The organism is Nocardioides humilatus, assembly GCF_008373755.1.
GTDB classification, from domain to species: domain Bacteria; phylum Actinomycetota; class Actinomycetes; order Propionibacteriales; family Nocardioidaceae; genus Nocardioides; species Nocardioides humilatus.
The window spans coordinates 243,901-267,259 of record NZ_VUJV01000001.1 but is presented as its reverse complement, the minus strand read 5'-3'; the positions used below and the strand labels follow the sequence as shown (position 1 = coordinate 267,259).

At 69.6% G+C, this 23,359-nt stretch carries 18 protein-coding genes; 9 read left to right on the top strand and 9 right to left on the bottom strand.

Going from position 1 to position 23,359, the window contains the following annotated elements; translation table 11 throughout:
* Positions 1-24: 24 nt before the first annotated feature.
* The 8 genes from F0U44_RS01185 to F0U44_RS01155 form a co-directional block, all read right to left on the bottom strand.
* Positions 25-894 (bottom strand): hypothetical protein, encoded by an 870-nt coding sequence (locus F0U44_RS01185; RefSeq protein ID WP_149726443.1) that lies wholly within the window; start codon positions 892-894, stop codon positions 25-27.
* Positions 895-911: 17 nt separating this feature from the next.
* Positions 912-1,709 carry an HDOD domain-containing protein gene (locus F0U44_RS01180; RefSeq protein ID WP_149726442.1) on the bottom strand — a complete coding sequence of 266 codons (798 nt, stop codon included), beginning with the start codon at positions 1,707-1,709 and terminating at the stop codon, positions 912-914.
* Positions 1,706-4,045: a putative bifunctional diguanylate cyclase/phosphodiesterase gene (locus tag F0U44_RS01175; protein ID WP_188113256.1), complete on the bottom strand. Its 2,340-nt coding sequence runs from the start codon at positions 4,043-4,045 to the stop codon at positions 1,706-1,708. Before F0U44_RS01175 ends, F0U44_RS01180 begins: the two co-directional genes overlap by 4 nt.
* On the bottom strand, positions 4,035-5,882 hold the full coding sequence (locus F0U44_RS01170; protein WP_149726440.1) for a PD40 domain-containing protein: 1,848 nt from the start codon (positions 5,880-5,882) through the stop codon (positions 4,035-4,037). Before F0U44_RS01170 ends, F0U44_RS01175 begins: the two co-directional genes overlap by 11 nt.
* Positions 5,883-5,892: 10 nt before the next feature.
* Entirely contained in the window at positions 5,893-7,164 is a 1,272-nt protein-coding gene (locus tag F0U44_RS01165; RefSeq protein ID WP_149726439.1) for a hypothetical protein, read from the bottom strand.
* The gene (locus tag F0U44_RS23455) at positions 7,161-7,322 is read right to left on the bottom strand and encodes a sigma factor-like helix-turn-helix DNA-binding protein (protein WP_246160220.1); all 162 of its coding nucleotides are present in this window, start codon (positions 7,320-7,322) and stop codon (positions 7,161-7,163) included. Before F0U44_RS23455 ends, F0U44_RS01165 begins: the two co-directional genes overlap by 4 nt.
* Positions 7,323-7,324: 2 nt before the next feature.
* Positions 7,325-7,666 carry a sigma factor gene (locus F0U44_RS01160; RefSeq protein WP_246160219.1) on the bottom strand — a complete coding sequence of 114 codons (342 nt, stop codon included), beginning with the start codon at positions 7,664-7,666 and terminating at the stop codon, positions 7,325-7,327.
* A gap of 87 nt (positions 7,667-7,753) precedes the next feature.
* Complete coding sequence (locus F0U44_RS01155; RefSeq protein ID WP_188113255.1) at positions 7,754-12,541, bottom strand: FG-GAP-like repeat-containing protein; 4,788 nt, start codon at positions 12,539-12,541, stop codon at positions 7,754-7,756.
* 214 nt (positions 12,542-12,755) lie between these two features.
* Between F0U44_RS01155 and F0U44_RS01150 the strand changes: the two genes are divergently transcribed.
* From F0U44_RS01150 to F0U44_RS01110, 9 genes are read left to right on the top strand one after another with little or no spacing between them, the layout of a single operon-like run.
* Complete coding sequence (locus F0U44_RS01150) at positions 12,756-13,556, top strand: MlaE family ABC transporter permease (protein ID WP_438616477.1); 801 nt, start codon at positions 12,756-12,758, stop codon at positions 13,554-13,556.
* A 3-nt stretch (positions 13,557-13,559) separates the two neighbouring features.
* Entirely contained in the window at positions 13,560-14,396 is an 837-nt protein-coding gene (locus tag F0U44_RS01145; protein WP_149726437.1) for an MlaE family ABC transporter permease, read from the top strand.
* Positions 14,396-15,670, top strand: coding sequence for an MCE family protein (locus F0U44_RS01140; protein WP_149726436.1), 1,275 nt, complete (start codon positions 14,396-14,398; stop codon positions 15,668-15,670). Before F0U44_RS01145 ends, F0U44_RS01140 begins: the two co-directional genes overlap by 1 nt.
* Complete coding sequence (locus tag F0U44_RS01135; protein ID WP_149726435.1) at positions 15,667-16,689, top strand: MCE family protein; 1,023 nt, start codon at positions 15,667-15,669, stop codon at positions 16,687-16,689. The genes F0U44_RS01140 and F0U44_RS01135 overlap by 4 nt, the downstream gene beginning before the upstream one ends.
* The gene (locus tag F0U44_RS01130; protein ID WP_149726434.1) at positions 16,686-17,672 is read left to right on the top strand and encodes an MCE family protein; all 987 of its coding nucleotides are present in this window, start codon (positions 16,686-16,688) and stop codon (positions 17,670-17,672) included. The genes F0U44_RS01135 and F0U44_RS01130 overlap by 4 nt, the downstream gene beginning before the upstream one ends.
* Positions 17,669-18,787 (top strand): MCE family protein, encoded by a 1,119-nt coding sequence (locus tag F0U44_RS01125; protein WP_149726433.1) that lies wholly within the window; start codon positions 17,669-17,671, stop codon positions 18,785-18,787. The genes F0U44_RS01130 and F0U44_RS01125 overlap by 4 nt, the downstream gene beginning before the upstream one ends.
* Positions 18,784-20,004 carry an MCE family protein gene (locus F0U44_RS01120; protein ID WP_223163541.1) on the top strand — a complete coding sequence of 407 codons (1,221 nt, stop codon included), beginning with the start codon at positions 18,784-18,786 and terminating at the stop codon, positions 20,002-20,004. The genes F0U44_RS01125 and F0U44_RS01120 overlap by 4 nt, the downstream gene beginning before the upstream one ends.
* Positions 20,001-21,227: an MCE family protein gene (locus tag F0U44_RS01115; protein ID WP_149726432.1), complete on the top strand. Its 1,227-nt coding sequence runs from the start codon at positions 20,001-20,003 to the stop codon at positions 21,225-21,227. Before F0U44_RS01120 ends, F0U44_RS01115 begins: the two co-directional genes overlap by 4 nt.
* Complete coding sequence (locus tag F0U44_RS01110; RefSeq protein ID WP_149726431.1) at positions 21,224-21,997, top strand: hypothetical protein; 774 nt, start codon at positions 21,224-21,226, stop codon at positions 21,995-21,997. Before F0U44_RS01115 ends, F0U44_RS01110 begins: the two co-directional genes overlap by 4 nt.
* Here the strand turns inward: F0U44_RS01110 and F0U44_RS01105 are convergent, their stop codons facing one another.
* Positions 21,998-23,359, bottom strand: coding sequence for a 13E12 repeat family protein (locus F0U44_RS01105; protein WP_149726430.1), 1,362 nt, complete (start codon positions 23,357-23,359; stop codon positions 21,998-22,000). It lies immediately after the preceding gene.

Here is a 23,359-nt window from a genome sequence, read left to right as displayed (position 1 = left end):
GGGGGGAGGGCGAGGCCGGTGGGATCAGCCGTGTCGCGCCCTCGGGCACCCGCGCGCGGCAGGGATCTGCGCCAGTTCCTGCGACGCCAGGTCGCGCAGGTGGCCCTGGAGTCCATCCGAGACGCCAGGCGTCTCGATGTCGGGCAGTGCCCTGACGTCCTCACCGCTGATCGTGGCGTAGAGGACCAGCGCGGCCAGGAAGGCACCAGCGGCCGAGGAGTGGTTGCCGTCGCTGGCGAGCAGCCTCAGCCGGGGGTCCTCGGCGAGGGCGTGGTCGAAGGTCTCCGGGATCGGCGGCAGGCACGCGGGCTGCTGGTCGGCGATCGCGCGGTAGGTGTCGAGGATGATCTGCGTCTCGTCGATCCCGCGGCGGGCCCACTCGGCGAACAGGACGGGAAGCGCGCCGCTCTCACGGACTTCGCGGACCAGAGCGATGGACCCGTCGTTGGGATACGAACCGCTCCCGCTGAGGCTGTAGTTCTGTGCCTGCAGCACGACGACGTCCCACTGCCGCGAGCGCATCAGGTCCAGCGTGGCCTCGTCGGTCGCCCGCTCGTCGAGGTGCATCAGTCCGGGTGCCACCGCCACGACTGCATCCACGCGGGGACGGCTTGCTCGCAGCATCGCCGCGACGGTGTCGGGCAGGTCGTTGCGTTGGGTGTGGCTGTTGCCCAGGAACAGGATGTGGAGCCGGGTGCCGAGGTGTGGCTGGTACGACGGCTCGGCCGATGCCGACGGAGCTGACGAATCGGACGGCGCTGACGGGTCGGATGGCGACGTGGAAGGCGCGCTGTGTCGCGTCGGGGTGTCATCACAGGCCGCCGTCGCCAACCCGAGCGCGAGGAGCGCGATCAGCACCGGAAGGCGCCTCCCTGCGCTCAGCTTCGCCTGCATGACGCGATTATGGTCAGTCAGAGGCCGAGTGCGTTGCGGAGCTCCTGGACGTCGGCCCTGATCGCGGCCATCTTGGCGACCGCTTGTGACTCCGCGATCCGGTTGCCGGACAACCGCTCCAACGAGATGTATCGGTGGCCGGGGTGGACCAGGCGTGCCGTGAGCTCGTAGGCCGTGCGCACCAGCGCGCCCTCGGTGCCGGACTGTACGGCGCGCAGGGCCTCCACCATGTCGGCCGGAAAGCGCCACTGCTGCAGTGCCTCGGCCGTCAGCTGCGGGCCGCAGAGGCCATAGCGGCAGCTCTCGGCTGCGAAGCGCTCGGCGCCGAGGTCGGTGGTCAGGACGACGCGTTCGTATCCCTGCGGGTCGGCCTGGTGAAGCAATGCTGTCCCCAGCTGGGCCAGCAGCCCCACGCACATGGCGTCCGCGGTGCGCACACGGAACTGCTGTCCCAACGTCCCGGAGGCGGCGGCCAGGTGCATGGACGTCTTCCAGAAGCCGGTCGGCAGCGCGTTCGCGGTGTCGACGCCGGACAGCGCCACGGTCGCGATCGACCGCACCGTGTTGAACCCCACCACGGTGACGGCGAACTGGAGGCTCGTGACCTTCCCGGACAGGCCGAAGTAGGCAGAGTTGGCCAGCTTCATCACCTTGGCCGCGAGGGCGACGTCAGCTCCGAGCACGCCGGCCAGCTCGGCTGCACCGGAGCTCTCCTTGTTGATGGTGGCGACGATGCGCGCCGCCACGGGCCGTTGCGACGCCATCCGGTCGAGACTGTCCAGCATCCTGTCGATGTCGAGGGCGACCGTTGTCACGACGTATCCCCCTCCCACACGGGACAGCCGGACCGGCACCAGTCCACGAAGTCGGGTTCATCGAGCGGTTGGCTGAGGCCGAAACCCTGCAGCAGGGAGCAGTCCATGCTCTCGAGGATCTGCATCTGGGACGCCGTCTCCACGCCCTCGGCGACCACGCCGATCCCCAGACTATGGGCCAGGCTGATGACCGCCATGGCGACCGCGGTATGCCCGTCCTGCAGCTCGGCGACGAACGACCGATCCACCTTGAGGTAGTTGACCGGCAGCTTGCGGAGGTAGGCCAGCGAGGAGTAGCCGGTGCCGAAGTCGTCGATGGCGACCTGGACGCCGTGCTCCCGCAGCTGGGTGAGGATGGTCGATGCGGCGTCGGGGTCCTTCATCAGCGCGGACTCGGTGATCTCCAGGCAGAGCTGGTCCGGGCGGAGGCCGCGGCGCCGGAGCGTCCGCTTCACCGTCTGCACGAGCAGGTAGTCGCTCATCTGAAGTGCGGAGAGGTTGACGTTCATCCGGGGCGGCGCGAGCGGGCCGAGCACGTGTTGCCACTCGGCCAGCGCCTCACACGCCCGGTCGAGCACGAGCTCGCCCAGGTCGTGCACGAGCCCGTGCTCCTCGGCCAGCCTGACGAACACGTCCGCCGGGATCGGGCCGCGTTCGGGGTGGTGCCACCGCGCCAGTGCCTCCACCGATGCCAGGACGGGAGTGGAACCCTCGTAGCGCATGATCGGCTGGTAGCACAGGGTGATCTGGCGCTCGTCGATCGCCTGCCGAAGGTCGGAGACGAGGGTGAGGGATTCGCGGACGGCGTTGCGCGCCCCCTCGTCCAGCACCATGATCCGGCCCTTGCCGCGCGACTTGGCCTGGTACATCGCGATGTCGCAGTCGCGGATGAGGTCGTCCGCGGTGTGGTGGTCGGGCCCACGGAGCACCACGCCGATGGAACCTCGAGGGTGGATCTCGACGCCGTCGAGCACCACCGGATCGGACAGGACGCGCATGATCCGGTCAGCCACCTCGAGCGCGGCGTCCAGCGATCCGGTCCCGCACACGACCACGAACTCGTCGCCGCCGAAGCGGGCCACCAGGTCTCCTGGCCGTAGCGAGCCGGTGAGCCGGTGGGCGATCTCCACCAGCAGCGCATCGCCCGCCTTGTGGCCCAAGGTGTCGTTGACCATCTTGAAGTTGTCGAGATCGAGGAACATGCAGGCCAGCCCTGCGGCGGGGTCTGCCATTGCGGCTGTGATGTGGTCCCACAGCTTGGACCGGCGCGGCAACCCGGTCAGGGAGTCGTGGGTCGCCTGAAAGTTGAGCTGCTCCTCGAAGGCCCGCCGTTCGGTGACGTCTTCCAGCGTTGCCATGAAGCCGTCTCCCGCCCCGGGGGTGTGCAGGGGGGTGAACCGCATGTCGGTGTAGTGGATCCGCCGGTCCGCGTCGACGAAGCGGGCCTGTATCTCCCGCTCCTGGCCGGCGAGCACGGCGACGACGGTCTGGGTGATCCGTTCCAGGTCGTCGCGGTGAGCGTGGTCGAGCCAGCCCGTTCCGACCAGCTTGTCCGCAGTGACACCCAGGAGGGCGCAGAGTGCGTCGTTGGCGTGACCGAGTCGCATGCCCTGCTCCGACATCATCGTGGGCACCGGCGAACGTTCGGCCAACACCTTGAATCGATACTCATGCGCGTCCGCGGAGGCGCGGAGCGCCAGCTCGAGGTCGGAATGGGCGTGGTGCACCTGCAGCGTCCAGAGCCGGCCGTCCGGGGCGGGAGTGGCGCTGACCCGGCAGGCAACCGTTTCGCCGACGGCCGTTCGCGCCGTCCCCGAGGTCGTCATGCGACGTTCCCGGCGCAACATCGTGCTGAGTGACACCCCGTCCGGCCCCTTCACGAACTGGGCCAGCGGCTCGCCGACCAGGTCGGAGCTGGCCACGCCGAGCAGCTCGGAAGTCCTGGGGTTGGTCCACAGGATGATCGGCTCCTTGGCCTTGTCCGGCTCGACCACCAGCAACGCCACGTCGGGCTCCGCAGCTGCGGCGTGGAACACGGCCGCGACGACGCCGCGCGGTTCCCGGCCCGATGTCCGGCTTCGGGCGTCGTCGACGGGCGAGGTGGCGCTGGCAGTCATGCGTGCCCCCGATCCGTCGGTGGTCGGCGGGGAGCGCCGGACTCCGCCGTTGCTGGTCAACCCCGACCAGGGGTATGCCCCGCCATCGATCCCCATCGACCGCGGGCCGTCCCAGCTGAGATCGGAAGGACTTAGGTCCTCCGGGACACCGACGAAGGTCCAACCCGCCGCGGCGACGCGCTCGGCCAGCAGATCGGACCGCTGGCGGTCATCGGCCACTCCAGTCCACGTCGTTGATGCCGATCCAATCGAGAGCCCAGGTTCGTGGTGTGCGGCGTTCTGTCGTGGACCCGTCGATACGGACCGAGACCAGCGCGTAGCCCAGGCCGCGGCGCTTGGTGACGAACAGCAGCTGGTCACCGGCGGGTGACCACGCCACGTCGCCGCTGTCGCCACCGCGTCGGAGTCCCGGTGCCGGGTTGACGGTCGAGCCGACGGACCGGTCGTGCACCCGGACCTGTCCATCAGGCCGTACGAACGCTAGCCGCATGCCGTCCGGTGACCAGGCGGCTGCTCCCTCACGGACGAGCGGCCCGATCTTCTCCACCCGACGCGAACGGGGGTCGATGATGTGGACCGTCCATCGCTCGCCGCCAGTCCCGTACGGGTCGTTCGACTCGTCGGGCTCGCTGGAGCAGAGGGCGAACGCGATCTCGCCGCGCCGCGACCACGCGAGGGAGGTCGGCCGGTCGTAGGCCATCGGCAGCTCCTCCGCGGGATCGCCGGCATCCGGGCGCCAAAGGAGTTTCGGTTGACCGCCGGCCCGCGCTCGCCACAGTCCCTGCTCGGTCGTGAAGGCGACCGCCTCCCCGTCCGGAGACCAGGCGAACGCCGGCTCGTGCCACGCTTGGACTTCGAAGCCGGCGACGACCCGATCCTGCCCGTCGATGTTCACCGCGTGCACCTCTGCGGGCCGCGCAGCGTACAACCCTGGGTCGGGGCCGATGACGGCGACGTATCCCACGCGGCGCCCGTCCGGCGACCACTCCGGACACCGCGTCGCCGACCCCTTCAGGTGCACACGGACCCGCGGCGTGCCGAGCTCGCCATCGGTGTCGAGGGGAGCCACGACCAGGGTCGCCTCGTGCAGGTAGGCGAAAAGTTCGCCGTCGGGCGAGACGCGCGGGCAGGTGTCGGACCCGTCGGTGGCGACCACCCGCCGTACAGGCTCGCCCAGGCGGCTGACGAAGAGGTCTCGCGGCCGGGCGTGGAACTCCGCCTGGATGAAGGTCACCGGGTCGGCCAGGTCTTTTCCACCGCGAGGATCTGCGGCGAAGTAGATCGAACCGTCGCGACGGGGCGGGGACGCTGCCGGCGACTCCTCCGAGGTCGGGGCTCCTGCAATCTGGATCGAGTCGAGGACCGCCTGCAGTTCGGCGCGGTCGGCGGCGGACGCGGATCTGCTCGTCTGGGTGAGGAAGACCTGGCGCTCGCCGTCCACATCGACGACGTAGACGCTGGCGGTCGCGTCCTCAAGGAGCACGAAGTACTTGTCCGCTGGCTCGCTGTACCAGATCTGCAGGCCGGCGGGAGCCATCCGGCAGCCCGCCACGTCTCGGCCCTTGGGGATCACCATGTCGATCCGCGTCGCCGGGTAGCCCCCCAGCGTGGTGCTCTCCGACGCGCTGACCTCTGCTCCGCCCAGCTGCTTGCGCAGTGCGGCGTACAGGTCATCGAAGCCGGGACCGACGGCTCGTTTCGTCTCGTCCTCGGGTGAACAGGAGTCGTGGAAGATCTCGTCGACGACGACCGCGTAGAACCCGACATCCTCCGCCTTGCCGGTCGCATAGACGTGGCCGTACTGCACGGTCCATCCCGCGGGGAACGCGACAGTAAAGTCCGTGATCGACCAGTCCGAGGTGGGGACCAGGTAGTGGCCGGGCTCGATCGGAATCGTCTCGCTGTCGTGCCCGTCCCAAGCGGGCAGAGTCGGGAGAGCATCGGAAGATCGAGTGACTGGGGCGCCCGGATCATCCGGGGCGTCCGATCCATCGGAGCATCCGGCGGCGCAGGCTGCCGCCAGCAGCCCCGCCGCGATGGTCAGGGCGATCCGCATCGCGAGCTCCTCAGCCCTCGATCCGGATGCAACGCGCCTCGGCGAGGCTGCAGCGCAAGACGGGCGGGTAGGACCCGCGGTCGTCACCGAGATCCCGGATGACGACCAGGTTGCCGTGCTCGACGACGTAGGGGTAGGCGGGCAAGTCGTAGTCCGTCGCGATGTGGATCAGCTTGCTCGGTGCCTCGACCGGCCCGGGCTGTCCACCGTCGAGCGGCAGGGCGGAGAACCCGCACACGACAAAGCTGTCGGCACACTGGTCCTCGAGGAGGGCGAACCTCTCGTCGGCGGTGATCGCCACCGTGTTGCGGGGGAGGGTGGCCACCACCTCGACCTCGCCGTCCTTGTCCACGCGGACGTACTGCGGCCGGTCGCCCTCTGCCTCGCGGACCAGGAGTCCGTTGTGCGGCATGCCGTCCACCTGGATCAACGGGTCGAGCGCCGTGACCGTCCCTGGCGGGCCGTGTCCCTCGCTCACCGCCGCCGGGACGGTCTCGATGCGCCCGGTCCTCGGTGCCCACACGTCGATGCGTGCCGCATCGCACTGCGGGGTCCCGCCGATGTCGAAGGTCGGCTCCAGACAGTGGCCGAAGACCACGTTGCCGTCGTTGGTCACCGCCAGTGCCGCGATCTCGGGAGCAACCGTGGCCGCGTCGCGGCTCCACCGGACCTCCCCGGAGGTGGTGTCGACGACCTCCAGCACACGCGGGAAGGCCGGAACTCCGTCGTAGCCACCTTCGCTTGCCCGCACCCAGGCGATCCAGTGGCCGTCCTCGGAGATCGCGACGCCGCCCCGCGTGCCGGGCACCTCGTGCGTCGTCGTGCCCCTGCCCCACCACAGAGCCGGCGACATGTAGCCGACGTCGTCGAAGTACGCCGCCGTCCAGACGTCGTGCCTGACGGAGTCAAGCTCCCAACGGCCCGGGAGGACTCTGCCCCCGACCTCCATCCGGTACCGGCCGACCTGCCGGGCGCCCAGCACCCCGGACGGTCCCGCCGGGATGACCGCGGGGACCGGATCGATCGCGGTGTCCTTCTTGGAGTGCTTCTCGGACGGCTGCGGTGCCGGCTCCGGAGCGGCGTCCGGCTGGCCGCCCGTGACCAAGGAGGCGGTCACCACCACGGCTGCGACCGCGAGTGCAACACCACCGGTTGCCATCGTCCGTCGTCGGGCCTGGCGCCGACGGCCGCGCCGTACGTCGTCGCCCACGGGGACCGTCGGGGCGGCGATGTGGTCGTGGTAGTCCAGGAGCCGGGTCAGGACGTCGAAGTCGTCGTTCATCGGTCGTCCTCCTTCGCGAGTGCGACCCCGAACGCAGGCGCCAGGGTGGTGCGGAGCGAGGTGATAGCGGCGGCGCTCTGGCTCTTCACCGTGCCGGCGCTGATCCCGAGCTCTGCCGCGGTCTCCTCGATGGTCAGGTTCCAGATGTGGCGCAGCACGATCACCTTGCGCTGGCCAGGGGGAGGGCCCTCAACGCTGAGCGGATCGCGTCGGCGTCCTCGACCGGGAAGCCGGGCTTGAGAGGTACGTCCCGCGGCTCGGCGGCCGCCTCGCGGCGCCACGGTCGTCGGCGATCGCTGTAGTGCGCGTTGACGATGATGCGGCGGACGTAGCCGTCGATGTTGTCCATCCGCGAGACCCGGTCCCACACGCCGTACAACCGCGCGAGCGCATCCTGGACGATGTCCTCCGCCCGGTGCGGGTCGCCACACAGCAGGCACGCAGTGCGGAACAGTTGGGGGCGGCGCGCGGCGACGTACGAGTTGAATGCCTGCTCGTTCATGGCGCCTCCTTTCACGCCCGCCTAACGCACCAGAGTGGCTGATCTGTTGGGTCGGTGAAGGAAAAAGCTGGACGCGCGGTGCGGTCGCTACCCGCGGGTGAAGGTGAAGGTGAAGCTGGCTGGGGTCGGATCGACCAGCTTGACCTTGTCGACCGCCCGCATCTCGAAGGTGTGTTGGCCCGGTTTGGCCGAGTACTTCTTCGGTGACTTGCAGGCGACGAAGGCTGCCGTGTCGAGGCGGCACTCGAACGTTGCGTTCGGATCGTTCGAGACGAACTCGAAGCTGACTTTCGCGGTCCTGGCCGTGAGGTGGATCGTCGCGTCCGGATGGCTCGTGATGGTGGTGTCCGGCGGTGTCGTGTCGATCGTCCAGGTGCGGGTCGCTGGACTTCGGTCGACGTTGCCCGCGGCGTCGACTGCTCGCACGGTGAAGGTGTGGGAGCCATCGGCCAGGTCCGCATAGGACGTCGGTGAGGTGCAGCTGGCGTACGCCCCGAAGTCAAGCTTGCACTCGAAGTGATCGACGTCGGCTGGCGGTGTGCCCTTGAAGGTGAGGGTCGGGTCGTTGTCCGACGTTGTCGAGCCATTCTTGGGGACGGCACCGATCTTGGTGTTCGGCGGTGTCGTGTCGACCGTCCACGTGCGCGTCGCCGGAGTGGGGTCGGCATTGCCGACGATGTCGACGGCGCGGACCGAGAAGGTGTGGGACCCCTTCGTCAGATCGAAGTACATCGTGGGGGACGCGCAGGGGGTGTACGTCGCACGGTCGCGCTTGCATTCGAAGTGGTGGAAGTCGGCCACCGGATCGGCTGCGAAGCCAAAGGAGACGGTGGCGGTCGATGTCGAGCCCTCGGCAGGCCCGGAGGTGATCTGGGTGTCGGGTGCGGTGGTGTCGGGTGGTCCGACGGTCCAGGTCCTTGTTGCGGGGCTGGGGTCGGCGTTACCGGAGGCATCGACGGCTCGCACGGCGAAGACGTACGAGGCGTCGGGAAGGTCGGTGTAGGGCTTCGGGGAGACGCACGTTTCGAAGGGGCCGCCGTTCAGTTGGCACTCGAAGTGGTCGAGGTCTGAGGGTGGGGTCGCGGTGAAGGCGAAGGACGGGTTTCGGTTGAAGGTCGTCGTGCCGTCTTCGGGGCCGGACGTGATCTGGGTGTCGGGAGCGGTGTGGTCGCCGGACACGGTCCAGGTGCGGGTGGCCGGGGTGGGGTCGGCGTTGCCCACGAGGTCGACGGCGCGGACGGAGAGGGTGTGCGTGCCGGTGGGCAGGTCGCTGTACGTCTTCGGGGAGGTGCAGGGCTGGTAGGCCGTGGTGTCGCGTTTGCATTCGAAGTGGTCGAAGTCGGCGACGGGGTCGGCTGCGAAGCCGAAGGTGGCGCTGCTCGGCACGATCGCCCCATCAGCTGGCCCCGACGTGATCTGGGTGTCGGGTGCGGTGGTGTCGGGTGGTCCGACGGTCCAGGTCCTCGTTGCCGGGCTGGGGTCGGCGTTACCGGAGGCATCGACGGCGCGCACGGCGAAGACGTACGAGGCTTCGGGAAGGTCGGTGTAGGTCTTCGGGGAGGTGCAGGGTTCGAAGGGGCCGCCGTTGAGCTGGCACTCGAAGTGGTCCAGGTCTGCGGGTGGGGTCGCGGTGAAGGCGAAGGACGGGTTGCGGTCGGCGGTCGTCGAGCCGTCCTCGGGGCCCGAGGTGATCTGGGTGTCGGGAGCGGTGTGGTCGCCAGAGACCGTCCAGGTGCGGCTTGCTGGGGTGGGGTCGGCGTTGCCGACGAGGTCGACGGCGCGGACGGAGAGGGTGTGCGTGCCGACGGGCAGGTCGCTGTAGGTCTTCGGGGAGGTGCAGGGCTGGTAGGCCGTGGCGTCGCGTTTGCATTCGAAGTGGTCGAAGTCGGCGACGGGATCGGCGGCGAAGCCGTAGGTGGCACTGCTCGGCACGATGGCCCCATCAGCGGGCCCCGAAGTGATCTCGGTGTCGGGTGGGGTGTTGTCGACGGTCCAGGTCCGCGACGCCGGTGTCGGGTCGGTGTTGCCGGCGGCGTCGACCGCCCGGACCGAGAAGGTGTGAGTGCCGTCGGTGAGGCCGGTGAGGGCTGCCGGCGAGGTACAGGTCGTGTAGGACGCGTCGTCCAGCCGGCATTCGAAGTGGTCGAGGTCGGCCGGAGGGTCGGAGGCGAAGTCGAACGAAGTATCGGCGCTCCCGCTCGTCACCCCGTTGGCGGGGCCGGAGGTGATCTGCGTGTCGGGTGGGGTGGTGTCATCGGTCCCGTGGACGGTGGTCGTCTCGGTGTCGCTGTTGTTGGCCGGGCTGGGGTCCGGGTGGCCGCTGGAGACTCTCGCGGTGCTGTGGATCTCCTGGGCATTGCTCGGGGCGGTCACCGTGATCTCCAGCGACGGCGCCGCGCCGGGCTCGAGATCGGCAGACCGGGAGCATTGGAAGAACCAACGGTGAGTGTCGCCGTCGTACCACGTTGCGCAAGCCCAGCCCGCGCCGCTCGGGACCGGCTCGTTGGCCTCCGCGATCTCGCTGGGCAGTTCGCCAGAGACGTCGACCTCGGTCGCGTCGTCGGGGCCCAGGTTGTTGACGTCGATGGTGTAGGTGAGCGACCCGTTGGCTTGAACAGGGTCCGGGCTGTCTGCGATGGACAGCGCGAGATCGACAGGCACGTTGACCCGCGTGGCCGTATAGGCCGTGTTGGGCAGGTACGGGTCCGGCATGGAGCTCGTGACGGTCACGTTGTTGGGGACGTAGCCGACGGACTCTGGCGCCTGGACCACGATCACCGGGCCGTCGTCGGTGGCGTCGACGGCGAGAGCGGTGGACTTGCTGCAGGTCACCGTGTGATCGGCGTGAGCACAGGTCCACCCGTTGCCGCCGGCGTTCAAGAAGGTCACCCCGGCCGGCAGCTCGTCGACGAGCTCGATCTCGCCCTCGAACGGGTCCGGTCCGTAGTTGGTCACCTCGGCCGTGTAGGTCAGCTCCTCGCCCGGCGCGATCGGGTTCGGTGAGGAATCTGCAAACACTCCAAGGTCTGCCGCCGGGATGAGAGTGGTGGTCTCCTCGGAGGTGTTGTCGTTGAGATCGAGGTCGTCGGCATCGCTGGTGACGGTGGCGCTGTTCGTGATCTGGCCCATCTGACTGGGAGCGAAGACCGAATACTCGATCGACGAGCTGGCGCTCGCGGCCAACGACCCGCGGGTGCAGTGGATCGAGGTCGTGGTGTTCGAGCATTCCCAACCCGGGCTTGCGCCGAAGTACCAGAACGTCGCTCCGTCGGGGAGGTCGCCATCGACGACCACGTTCGGCGCGGAGTCGGGTCCGGAGTTGTCCACGTCGAGGGTGTAGGTGATCTGGCCGCCTCGCGGAGCGGGGTCGGCCGAGTCGGTCGTGGCGATCCCGAGGTCGGCGGTGAGACCGACCGTCCAGGTGCGTTCAGCCGGCGTGGCATCGACGTTTCCGACGACGTCGACGGCGCGCACGGAGAAGGTGTGCGACCCGTGCGGGAGGTCGACGTAGTGCTTCGGCGAGGTGCAGTCGGCGTAGGAGTCAGAGTCCAGCTTGCACTCGAAGTGATCGACGTCGTCGCCGGGATCTCCGGTGAACTCAAAGGTCGGGTCGTCGTCGGCCGTCGCCTCACCTCCCACCGGTCCGGAGGCGATCTGGGTATCGGGAGCCGTGATGTCGTCGTAGCCGAGCAGGACGGACACGGTGTGGCTCTGGTAGTCCACCGACGCGAGGTCGGGACGTCCGTCGGTGTCGAAGTCGTCCACGGTGAGGTCGGTGCTGCCGCCGTTGTAGCGCGTCGCCTTCGAGAGGTCGCCGTCGCCGTCACCGAACAGCACGGACACCCCGCTCCCGTAGTTGCCGCCCGCGACAGCGAGGTCTTGGTGGCCGTCGCCGTCCAGGTCGGTCGCCGTCAGGCTGCGCGGTGACGAGGTCGGCAGATCGTGGTTGTCCGCGGTCCCGAAGCTGCCGTCGCCGTTGCCGAGCAGGATCGAGGCGGAGCCAGAGACCACGCCGACTCCGGCTGCGGTGACGAGATCCAGGTTGCCGTCCTCGTCGAGGTCGGCGAGCGCGAGCGTCGTGGCGTAGGGATTGCTGGCCGCGCCGATGGTGACATGGGTCGGCGCGGCAAAGGTGCCGTCGCCGTTGCCGCGCAGGATCGACACTCCTCCTCCGGATCCGTAGTTCGCCACCACGATGTCGGTGTGGCCATCTCCGGTCAGGTCACCGACGGCAAGTGCGATCGCGGTGTCGCCGGCAGGGAAGTGGGTCGCCGCGGCAAGGGTGCCGTCCCCGTTGCCGAGGAGGACCGTCACGGTGTCGGCTCCGTAGTCGGCGACCACCACATCGGGGATGGCGTCGTCGTTGAAAAAGCCGGTGACCACGTCGTCGGGGGTGTGTCCCGCCGGATATCTGAGCTCAGCGCCGAAGGTGCCGTCTCCGTTGCCCAGCAGGACCGACACGCCCGAGCTCGTGTTCGCGTCGCCGCAGTGCAGCCCGCCGCCTCGCCCGACGATCAGATCCAGGTCGCCGTCGCCGTCCAGGTCAGCCAGCGCTACGGCGTCCGGTGCTCCCGACATGCACGGGGTCTGGGTCGCACCGGCGAACGTGCCGTCACCGTTGCCGAGCAGGATCGAGACGCCGGCCTCCTGGGAGGTGACGACGTCGGGATCGCCATCGCCGTTGATGTCGCCGGAGGCGATCGAGAACGGCTGCGAAGACTCGGTCGAGTAGGACGTCGGAGGGGTGAACCGACGCTGCGACGCGTCCGCCGGGGCAGCGCCCAGCGCCACCAGCGTCGCCACGAGCCCCGCCACCAGAACTGCCGACCTCCGCCGGCCCTTGTCGACACACGCCAGGTTCATGAGCGATTCCATTTCGGTTGGAGTCTGGCCGTCCCGTCGGCGCGCGATGCTGCTCATAGGGTGCCAGCGCTGGATCGGCTCGACATCCACCCTGAGGATGATGTGTCGCGGCGCGACCGGCTTTGTGCGAAAGCACGACGTGGGGGACTGACATTGGTCTGAGAGACCAAGAGACGGCGGTCACACCGCACCTAACTTCGGGGGTGCTCCCAAGGAGGTTCCCCCTGTGACGTCGTCAACCGCTGTTGAGGCGCGCCCGTTCCCCGGACGGATGGCGCTGGTGCACACCGGACGTCTGTTCTCTCTCGGGCTGGACGTCCTCGTCTACTCCTGCAAGCGCCCCTTCCAGGTCCGCGAGTTCCTCGAGCAGGCGTGGTTCATCGCTCGGGTCTCGTCGCTCCCGACGGCGCTCTTCGCCATCCCCTTCGGCGCGACCATCTCGCTGCTGCTCTACCAGCTCCTCGACCAGTTCGGCGCCGCCTCGGCCACGGGTGCAGGCGGCGTCCTCGCGATCACCCAGCAGGCCGCGCCGATCGTCACGGCCCTGCTGATCTCGGGTGCAGGGGGAAGCGCGATCGCCGCCGACTTGGGCGCACGGACCATCCGCGAGGAGATCGACGCGATGCGGGTGCTCGGCATCGACCCGGTCAAGCGGCTCGTCGTACCGCGCGTGCTCGCCATGATGTACGTCGCCGCGGTGCTCAACGGCCTGGCGTCGGTCGTCGGCGTGGCCGGTGGCTACTTCTTCAACGTCATCGTGCAGGGCGGCACCCCGGGTGCCTACATCAGCAGCTTCAACCTGCTGGCCCAGGCGCCCGACATCTTCGTCAGCGAGCTCAAGGCGATCGTCTTCGGTTTCGTCGCCGGGATCGTCGCCGCCTACCGGGGCCTGAACCCGCCACCGGGGGCCAAGGGCGTCGGCGACGCCGTGAACCAGACGGTGGTCATCTCGTTCATCTCCGTCTACATGATCAACCTGGTCATGACGCAGGTGTACCTGCTCGTCGTGCCGCCGAAGGGGCTGTGATCCATGAGCGCCATCGATGCCTGGGTCCGTCGCTCGGGGACGGCGGCCGTGCGGTCACTGACCGACCTCGGCGACCAGCTCTCCCTCTACGCCAAGACGCTGCGCGGCGTCCCCCACGCGGTGCGGCACTACCGCAAGGAGATCTTCCGGCTGCTCGGGACGACGACCTTCGGCAGCGGGGGACTCGCCGTCATCGCTGGTACGGCGGGCGTCATGTTCGCGCTGTCTCTCTTCGTCGGCAGCCTCGTGGGGCTCCAGGGCTTCCGCGGCCTCGACACCCTCGGAGCCTCTGCGCTGACCGGCTTCATCACCGCGTTCTTCAACACCCGCGACATCGCGCCGCTGGTCGCCGGCATCGCGCTGACCGCGACGGTCGGGGCGGGGTTCACCGCCGAGATCGGGGCGCAGCGGATCTCTGAGGAGATCGACGCGCTCGAGGTGATGGCGGTGCCGAGCGTGCCCTTCCTCATCACGACGCGCGTGATCGCCGGCTCGATCGCCGTGATCCCGCTCTACGTCGTCGGGATCCTCGCCTCCTACCTGTCGGCGCGCCTCAACGTGGTCTACGTCAACGGCTTGTCCGCCGGCACCTACGACCACTACTTCCACCTGTTCCTGCCACCGGGCGACGTGCTCCTGTCGTTCCTCAAGACCCTCGCGTTCGCCTTCATGGTCATGTTGGTGCACTGCTACTACGGCTACCGCGCGAGCGGTGGCCCCGCCGGTGTGGGCGTCGCCGTCGGGCGTGCGGTCCGGTTGTCGCTGGCCGGCATCGGCATCCTCGACTTCTTCCTGACCCTCGTCCTGTTCGGGACCGCTCCCTCGGTGACGGTCGCCTGATGGCCGCACGACTCGAGTCCATCCGGCTCCCGCTGGCCGGCTTCTGCCTGCTGCTCGTGCTCGCGGCTCTCGCCGTGGCCGCGGTCGCTGACTACCGCGGCGCCTTCGCCTCGACGACCGAGGTGACCCTCTACGTGCCCGACGCAGGCAATCAGCTCAGCGTCGGCGCCCAGGTCAAGCTGCGCGGTGCGGTCGTCGGCACCGTCGAGAAGATCGAGCCGAGCTCGCGTGGCGCGCGGCTGACGCTCGCGCTCGAGCCTGACCAGGTGCACCTTGTGCCCAAGAACACCGTGGCGCGGATCCTGCCCAAGACCTTGGTCGGTCAGGACTACGTCGACCTGGTCGTGCCGAGCACTGCGGCCGCCGAGCACGTCGAGGCCGGCGACGAGATCCAGCGCGACACCAGTGCCACCAGCGCCACCCTCGAGGGCGCGCTCGACCACCTGCTCGCCGTACTCCGGGTGCTCCCGCCGCAGAAGGTCGCCTCGACCCTCAACGCCGTCTCGACGGCCCTGGAGGGGAGGGGCGCCGAGCTCGGTGCGACGCTCACGCGACTGCAGCGCTACCTCACCGGGTTCAACCCCTCGCTGCCCGACCTGACCGCCGACCTGGAGGCGCTGGCGCGGGTGAGCCGCACCTACTCCGACGCCGCCCCCGACCTCCTCGCGGCCGTCGACGACCTCTCGACCACGACCGTCACGATCGCGGACCAGCAGGCACAGCTCCGCTCGCTCTTCAGCTCGCTCTCGACGGCGGGCGACGACCTGGAGGACTTCCTGAGCGCCAACGAGTCGCACCTGATCGACCTCGTGGACGTGTCCCGCTCGACGCTGACCACCTTGGCGACGTATGCGCCGGAGTATCCCTGCCTCATCGAGCAGCTCGCCGGCCTGGTGCCGCGGGTCGACCGGATCTTCGGCAAGGGCGACGAGCGTCCAGCGCTGCACATCACGCTCCAGGTCACCAACAGCCGCGGCAAGTACCGCCCGGGAGAAGAGCCGGCCTACCTCGACACCCGTGGTCCCCGTTGCTACGAGATCGTCCGCTACGCACCGCAGTACCCGACGGAGGGCCCGATCCGGGACGGCTCGGTGGCTCCTCCGGCGCCCGTACGGCGTGAGGGTGGTACGACGATCCCGACCCTGCCGCTCAGCGACCCGGCCGGGTCGCCCGAGGAGGCCGACCTCATTGGAGGACTGGTCGACGGCGACGCCGGCATCGCGTCGCTGCTGCTCGGCCCGCTGCTGCGGGGGAGCGAGGTGAGCGCGCGATGAAGCCGATCTGGGGGCCGCTCATCAAGCTGGCCGTCTACACGCTCGTCGTCCTCATGGGCACCGGGCTGCTCCTCCTCGTGATCGTCAACGGTCGGACGGGTGCGACCGAGACCTACCGCGCGGTCTTCTCCGACGCGAGCGGCGTCGGCACCAACGACAGCGTCAAGATCGCCGGGGTCGTGGTCGGCAAGGTCACCGGGGTGAAGGTGGTCGACAAGAGCCACGCCGAGATCGAGTTCACCGTCGACAAGGACATCGAGCTGCCGGCGTCGCTCGGCATCGCGATCCAGTACGAGAACCTGATCGGCGACCGCTACCTCAACCTCGAGCGGCCTCGAGACGCGGGAGGCCCGTTGCTCGAGCCGGGGAGCACCGTCCCCGAGTCGCGCACCGAACCGGCCCTGAACCTCACCGTCCTCTTCGGCGGGTTCCGGCCGCTCTTCCAGGCGCTCGAGCCCGCGCAGGTCAACAAGTTCGCCGAGGAGGTGCTCCACACCCTCCAGGGCGAGGGCGGCACCGTCGAGCAGCTCCTCGTCCACACGGCGTCGCTCACCAACACGGTGGCCGACCGCGACCAGGTGATCGGGCAGCTGATCGACGACCTCAACGTCGTCCTGGGATCGGTCTCGTCGCGCGACCGTCAGCTCTCCAACCTGCTGCTCCAGCTGCAGCGCTTCGTCAGCGGGCTGTCCGAGGACCGCAGCGCGCTGGGCACGGCGATCTCCTCCATCAGCATGCTGACCGACAGCGTCACCGGGCTGCTCGTCGAAGGCCGAGCTCCGCTGCGCGACGACATCCTGGCGTTGGGTGACCTCGCCGGGCACCTCGACCGCGGCAAGGGCGCGATCGACGAGGAGCTCAAGGCGATCGGGCCGCTCCTCAACCGGGTCGACCGCACGGCCAGCTACGGCTCCTGGTTCCAGTTCTACCTCTGCAGCATGGGTGGCTCGTTCGCTTCGGACGGCGGCCGCGCCGGAGTGACGCCGTACGTCAACAACGCCGAGAGGTGCTCGTCGTGAAGTCGTTCCAGAGCCGCAACCCGATCCCGGTCGCGCTGATCGGCAGCGTGGTCCTCGCCGTGCTGGTGCTCGCCGCCTACAACACCGACAAGTTGCCGCTGATCGGCGGCGGTGCGACCTACCGGGCCGAGTTCAGCAACGCAGCGGGCATCCGGGCGGGCAACCCGGTCAAGGTCGCGGGCGTGGTCGTCGGGCGCGTCAAGGAGGTCGAGCTCCACGGCCAGGTCGTCGAGGTGGCCTTCAAGATCGACGACGCGTGGATCGGCGACGAGTCGAGCGCCTCGGTCCAGCTCAACACCCTGCTCGGGCAGCGCTACCTCGCGATCGAGCCGAGCGGCGACGACGAGCTCGGCGACGGCGGGGTGATCCCGCTCGAGCGCACCGAGACGCCGTACGACATCATCCCGGCGATCAACAAGCTGTCGCAGACGGTCGGGGAGATCGACGTCGACCGGCTGGCGACCTCGCTCGACGCCCTCTCCGACACGTTCTCCGACACCCCGGACGACGTGAAGGCGGCGTTCGACGGCCTCACCCGCCTGTCGACCACGATCACCCGTCGCAACGACGGGCTGGCCCAGCTGCTCCAGCGCGCCGACGTGGTCGCCGGCACGGTGGCGGACCGCGACGAGCAGGTCGCGCAGCTGATCCAGGACATGAATCCGCTCCTGGACGAGCTGACCCGGCGGAGGCAGGCGATCCACGCCCTCCTCGAGGGGACGCGAGACCTGGGCGTCCAGCTCAGCGGTCTGATCGACGACAACCAGGCCGCGCTGCGGCCGGCGCTCACCCACCTGGCGGAGGTCGCCGACGTGCTCGCCGCCAACGAGGACGAGCTCGACGCGGGCATCAAGGCGTTGGGGCCCTACGTGCACCTCTTCACCAACACCGTCGGCGTGGGGCGGTGGTTCGACGCCTACGTCTGCGGCCTCCTGCCGCTGCCGCTCGCCGGAGCCAACACCGAAGGTTGTGAGGCGTCATGATCGCCAGGATCCGCGGATCACGCGCGGCGGTCGTCGTCCTGGTCGTGGGCCTGGTGGCCGCGGCGTTCGCCTGGCAGGGCACGCGCGGCGGCGACACCAAGATCACCGTCTACTTCTCCTCGGCCAGTGCCGTCTACGAGGGCAACCCGGTCCAGGTGCTCGGCGTCCCGGTCGGCACGGTCGAGTCGGTCACGCCCGAGCCCGGCCGGGTGAAGGTGGTGCTGAACCTCGACAGCGACGTGACGCTGCCCGCCGACGTCCAGGCCTTCCAGGTCTCGCCGAGCCTCATCAGCGGCCGGAGCATCGAGCTCGCGCCCGCCTACGAGAGCGGGCCACGGCTCGCGGACGGCGCGGTGATCCCGGTCGAGCGCAGCCAGGTGCCGCTCGACATCAACGACCTCTACAGCAGCGCGCAGGAGCTGACCTCGGCGCTCGGGCCGGACGGCGCCAACAAGCGCGGCTCGCTCACCCGCGCGCTCGACGTCTTGGCCAGCAACCTCGACGGCAACGGCGACAGTCTGGCCGCCGCCATCAGCGGGCTCGCCGACGCGTCGGGGACACTCGCGGGCTCCCGCGAGGACATCACCGGGACGGTGCGCGGCCTCCAGACCTTCACCTCCACGCTTGCCGGTAACGACGCCGGCGTGCGGCACCTCAACCGACAGCTCGCCACGGTGTCGGGCTTCCTGGCCACCGACCGCGGCGAGCTGGGCGCAGCGCTGCAGCAGCTCGCGGTCACGCTCGACGACGTCGCAGGCTTCGTGCGCGACAACCGCGAGCTGGTGCGTCACAACGTCTCGCAGCTGACCCGGGTGACCAAGGTGCTGGTGCGCAACCGCCAGATCCTCGGTTCGATCTTCGACGAGGCTCCGGCCGGTCTCGGCAACCTGCTCAACGCCTACGACGCCGCCGGCGGGACGCTCGACGTCAGGATGGACGTCAACGAGCTGAGCCTCGCCCCGGGCGCCTTCCTCTGCGAGCTGCTCGCGCGCGGTGCCCCGGGCGACGTGCCTCCGGCCCTGCTCTCGCTGTGCTCGAACACGGTGGGCTCCCTGGGCGGATCGATCCCGACCCTGGCCGAGCTGCTCGCCGCGATGCAGGGAGGTGTCCAGTGACCGGCCCGGTGAGGCGGCTCGTGCGGCGGGGCGGGATCGCCCTGGCCGGGCTCCTGCTGATGTCAGGTACGACGGCCTGCGGCCTCCTCGAGAACGGCGCCTACGACCTGCCCCTCCCCGGTGGTGCGGACGTCGGGGACGACCCGACGAGCGTGACGATCCACTTCGAGTCGGTCGAGGGCTTGGTCCCGAAGTCGACGGTCAAGCTCAACAACGTCGCTGTGGGCCGGGTCGAGAAGATCGACGTCGACCAGGACACCTGGACGGCCGTCGTGACCTGCACGGTGCGGAGCGACCTGGACCTGCCGGCCGACGTCGAGGCGCGGGTGCGGCGCAGCAGCCTGCTCGGCGAGTGGTACGTCGAGCTGGTCCGCCCGGAGGGCTCTGTCACGGACGGGGCAGACATTCCCGCCACGATCCCGATCTCGAAGACGGGTGGGTCGGCTCGGGTCGAGGAGGTCCTCGGGGCGCTCTCCCTGCTGCTCAACAACGGCGGGCTTCCGCAGCTGAACTCCATCATGGGTGAGCTCAACGCGGCGATGGACGGCAACGAGCCCGAGCTCCGCGCCCTTCTCGACGACCTCACCGAGCTCACCGGTCACCTCGACGCTCACCGCGACGACATCGTCGACGCTCTCGACGGGCTGGGCGAGCTGAGCCACACGTTGCGCGGCAACAACCGGCAGATCGAGCGTGCGCTCGAGCGGATCCCGGAGGGGCTGAAGGTGCTGGCCGACCAGCGGCCACAACTGGTGCGGATGCTGCGCTCCCTCGACCGGCTCTCCCAGGTCACGGTCCGCGTCGTCAACAGCAGCAAGGAGGACATGGTGGCGGACCTGCAGCTGCTGCGGCCGATCCTCACCAGCCTGGCTCGCGCTGGCCGCGACCTGCCGCAGGCGCTGCAGATCCTCGCGACCTTCCCCTTCACCCCGGCGGCAGCCGACGCGGTCCGCGGCGACTACGTCAACCTCGACGCGAAGGTCGACCTCGACCTCGGATCGGTGCTCAGCGCTCTCCTCGCCTCCGAGCAGCCCCTGGAGCTGGGCGGCCAAGTGCTGCCCAACCCGCTGTCCGTCCTCGGCGACACCCCCGCCGGGGACACCACCCCACAGGGCAGCGGGTACCAGGGGGCTGGGGGCTCCGGAGGCGGTAGCGGTCAGCAGGGCGATAACCCGTTGGCGGACCTCCTCGCCGGACTGCTGGGAGGCCGCTCATGATCACGCGTCGCACGAAGGTGCACCTGGTCGTCTTCACCGCAATGGCCACCTCCGGGGTCGCCTACGTCGGCGCGAAGTACGCCGGGCTCGAGGACATGGTGGGGACGACGTCGTACACGGTGTCGATGGACCTCGCCGACTCCGGCGGCATCTTCACCAACGCCGAGGTCACCTATGAGGGAGTGACCGTCGGCCGGGTGGGGGAGCTGCACCCGACCGACGAGGGCGTCACCGTCGACCTCCTCATCCAGGAGGACGCGGAGGCGATCCCTGCCGACGGGCTCGAGGCCACGGTCAAGAACCTGTCGATCATCGGTGAGCCCTACGTCGACCTGACCGCGACCACCAAGGGTGCGCCCTACCTCGACGACGGATCGGAGATCGCGGTCGAGCAGACCGCGACGCCGGTCGCGCCGTCGGTGCTGCTGGCCGGTCTCGACGACCTCCTCACCTCGGTGCCGCACCGATCGCTGCGCGTCGTGCTCCGCGAGCTCGACCGTGCCTTCGCTGGCACGGGACCCGACCTGGGGCGGCTGCTCGACAACACCGGCGCTCTCGTCGCCTCGGCGGAGGAAGTGCTGCCCGAGACGACGGCCCTGATCCGCGACGGTGCCGTCGTGCTGCGCACGCAGAACGACGAGGCCGACAGCATCGTGTCCTTCTCCCGCGACCTGCGGCTGCTGGCCCACCAGCTCAAGGAGTCGGACGCCGACCTGCGGGGGGTCATCGCCAACGGTCCGGCCGCCTCGGCCCAGACGATCGCCTTCCTCGACGAGACCGGCGCCGGACTGAGCCAGCTGATCGCCGACCTGCTCACGACCGGACGACTGACCGAGCCGCGCAACGCGGCGCTGCGTCAGCTGCTGATCACCTATCCGGCACTGGCGCGCGCCGCCTACTCGGCCGTCCCGGGCGACGGCACCGCGCACTTCGGTTTGGTGCTCAACGCCTTCGACCCCCTGCCGTGCACCCGCGGCTACGAGAGCACACCGCGACGCAGCGGGTCGGAGACCGCCGACATCCCGGTCAACACCCAGGCGACGTGTCTGGAGCCGCGGGGGAGTGCCATCGACGTGCGCGGCTCGCACAACGTGCCGCGCGCCGGCGTCACCGACGAGGTGCTTGCTCTGTACGGCTTCGACGACGACGCGGTCCGGAGTCGGCAGGCGAGCGATCCTTCGCTCTTCGTCACCGATCCGACCCAGATCCTGGAGGACCGATGAGAGCGCTGAGCGTCAAGGAGGCGACTGCCGCGCTGGTCGCCGTCGTGTGCCTCGGAGCTGCGGTCACCTACGGGATGGACGCCTACCGCGACGGCGACACCGACGCACCCGACACCGGTCGGGCCGATGCCGTCGCAGCCGCGCGGAAGGCGGCCGTCACGTTGACGTCGCGTGCCGCTGGTCGCGCCGAGGTCGATGCCGTCGTCCAGGAGGCGGCCGCGTCGTCGTACGACGAGAAGGCGGGTGCCGCCGAGGTGCTGGTCGCGCTCGACGTGACGTTGCGTCCGAAGGGCGCTCCGTCGACCCTTCAGCGGCTGCGCCTGTCGGTGTCGATGGAGGAGGACGGCGGCGACTGGAAGGCCACCGGGTCGAGGACAGTGTCTGTCGGCGCAGCGGCCCCTGAGGGTGACGGTGGGGATCTCCAGACCGAGATCTCGACGGCCATGACGCAGCTGTGGTCCTACGACTACCGGGCGTTGGTCGGCGTGGACTCCCTGGCGCCGGTCACGACGCCCGACTTTCTCGACGACTACGCCTCGACCTACGAGCAGATCGAGGAGCTCGCTCCGCAGACGAGTGCCGTGGTGACAGCGACGGTGTCCGGGGTCGCGGTCATCGCTGAGGAGGGCGACCACGCCTCGCTGTTGGTCTTCCTCGACCAGCGGGCACGCAAGGGCAAGGCCCGACCGGTCGACGCCGGCACGCGGTTGCGGGTGGAGGCCGAGGAGATCGACGGGACCTGGCGGGTCGACGGCGTCACGCCGGTGTGATCAGGGGTCGTCGCTCTCGTCGGGCGACAGCGTGCCGTGGGGCGTGACGATGCGGACGAGGCCGTGGGGAGTTGTCCAGCGGTAGATGCCGAGGCCGAGCTGTTCGCAGCGGTAGCCGAGGTGGGTCTTGGCTCGGTGGTGCCGGCGGGTGAGGGGCCCGTCGTTGAGGTCGCTGGTCTGCCCGGGTGGACCCTCGGGGTCGTAGGGCGTGGGGTGGTCGTGGTCGAGCCGCTGCGTGCCGCGGCTGGAGGAGTGGGGGAACACGTCGCCGCCCGTCCGGAGCACGGTGCGCTTCTTCATGGCGATGGGGTGTTCGTAGCCGTTGACGGTCTCGGTCTTGTTGAGGTCGATAACGGGTTGCACGATGATGTCGCGGCCCTCGAACAGCTCGGACAGCTGTTGGATCAGGATCGGGCCGATGCCGTCGACGATCGCGACGCCGGGCTTGCCGCACAGGACCTGGTCGGTGAGGGTCACGACGAGCGTGCCGGGGGTGCGCTTGCGGCGGGGCTTGCTCGGTGCCGCGGGCTCGGCCGCCGGGTCGGGGTCGAGGGAGGCGAGGAAGTCGGCTGCCTTGCCGGGCTCGGTGAGCAGCATCTCGAACGCTGCTGCTCGGCACTCCTGATGGGAGGGCCGGCTGCCGTCGGCGTCGGGCTCGGTGTGGTCGAAGATCGCCTCGGCGAGGTCGTCGATGTTCTCGTCGCCGCGGACCGCGCCGCCGGCGGAGATCTTGCTGCTGAGTCGGCGGGTGGCGGGCTCGCCCTCGTCGTCGGTGATCTCGCCGGGGCGGACCCGGGAGAGCCACACGCCTGTGCTCTTGGCGTCTTCCTCGAGCTTGGCTCGGTGCAGGTCGGGGTCGGCCCGGATGATCGTGGCCTCGGCGAGCTCGAGGAACCGCCCGGGGGACAGGTGGACGGCGCCGGCGAGTGCTGCGTCGACCAGACCCACGCGGTCCTTGTCGAGCTTGCGGGCCAGCCGCACGACCTTGCGCCACAGCCACTGGTCGACCTCGAGGGCGAGGACGCATGCGCCCAGCAGTGGCATGCGGTGGCGGAGGTCGAGGGCGTCGGCGGCGAGGTTGAGGGTCGAGAGCTCGCCGGTCTGGCGGGCGATCGCTAGCTCGGCCATGCAGAGGTCGGCGACCTCGGGCGTGCCGTCGCCGCCGATCTGGCGCAGGTAGTTGCCACCCTTGCTCTTCGGAACCGCGCCCGGCTCGGCCTGCGGGTCACCCGAGTGGAGGTCGCACCAGCGCAGGACGATGAGGAGATCCTCGACCTCGCCCCGCCGCCGCCCGTTCAGTCGCTTCTCCGCGGCGGCCAGGGTGGCTCCCGCGTCGAGCGAGTCGAGGTCGGCGTACTCCAT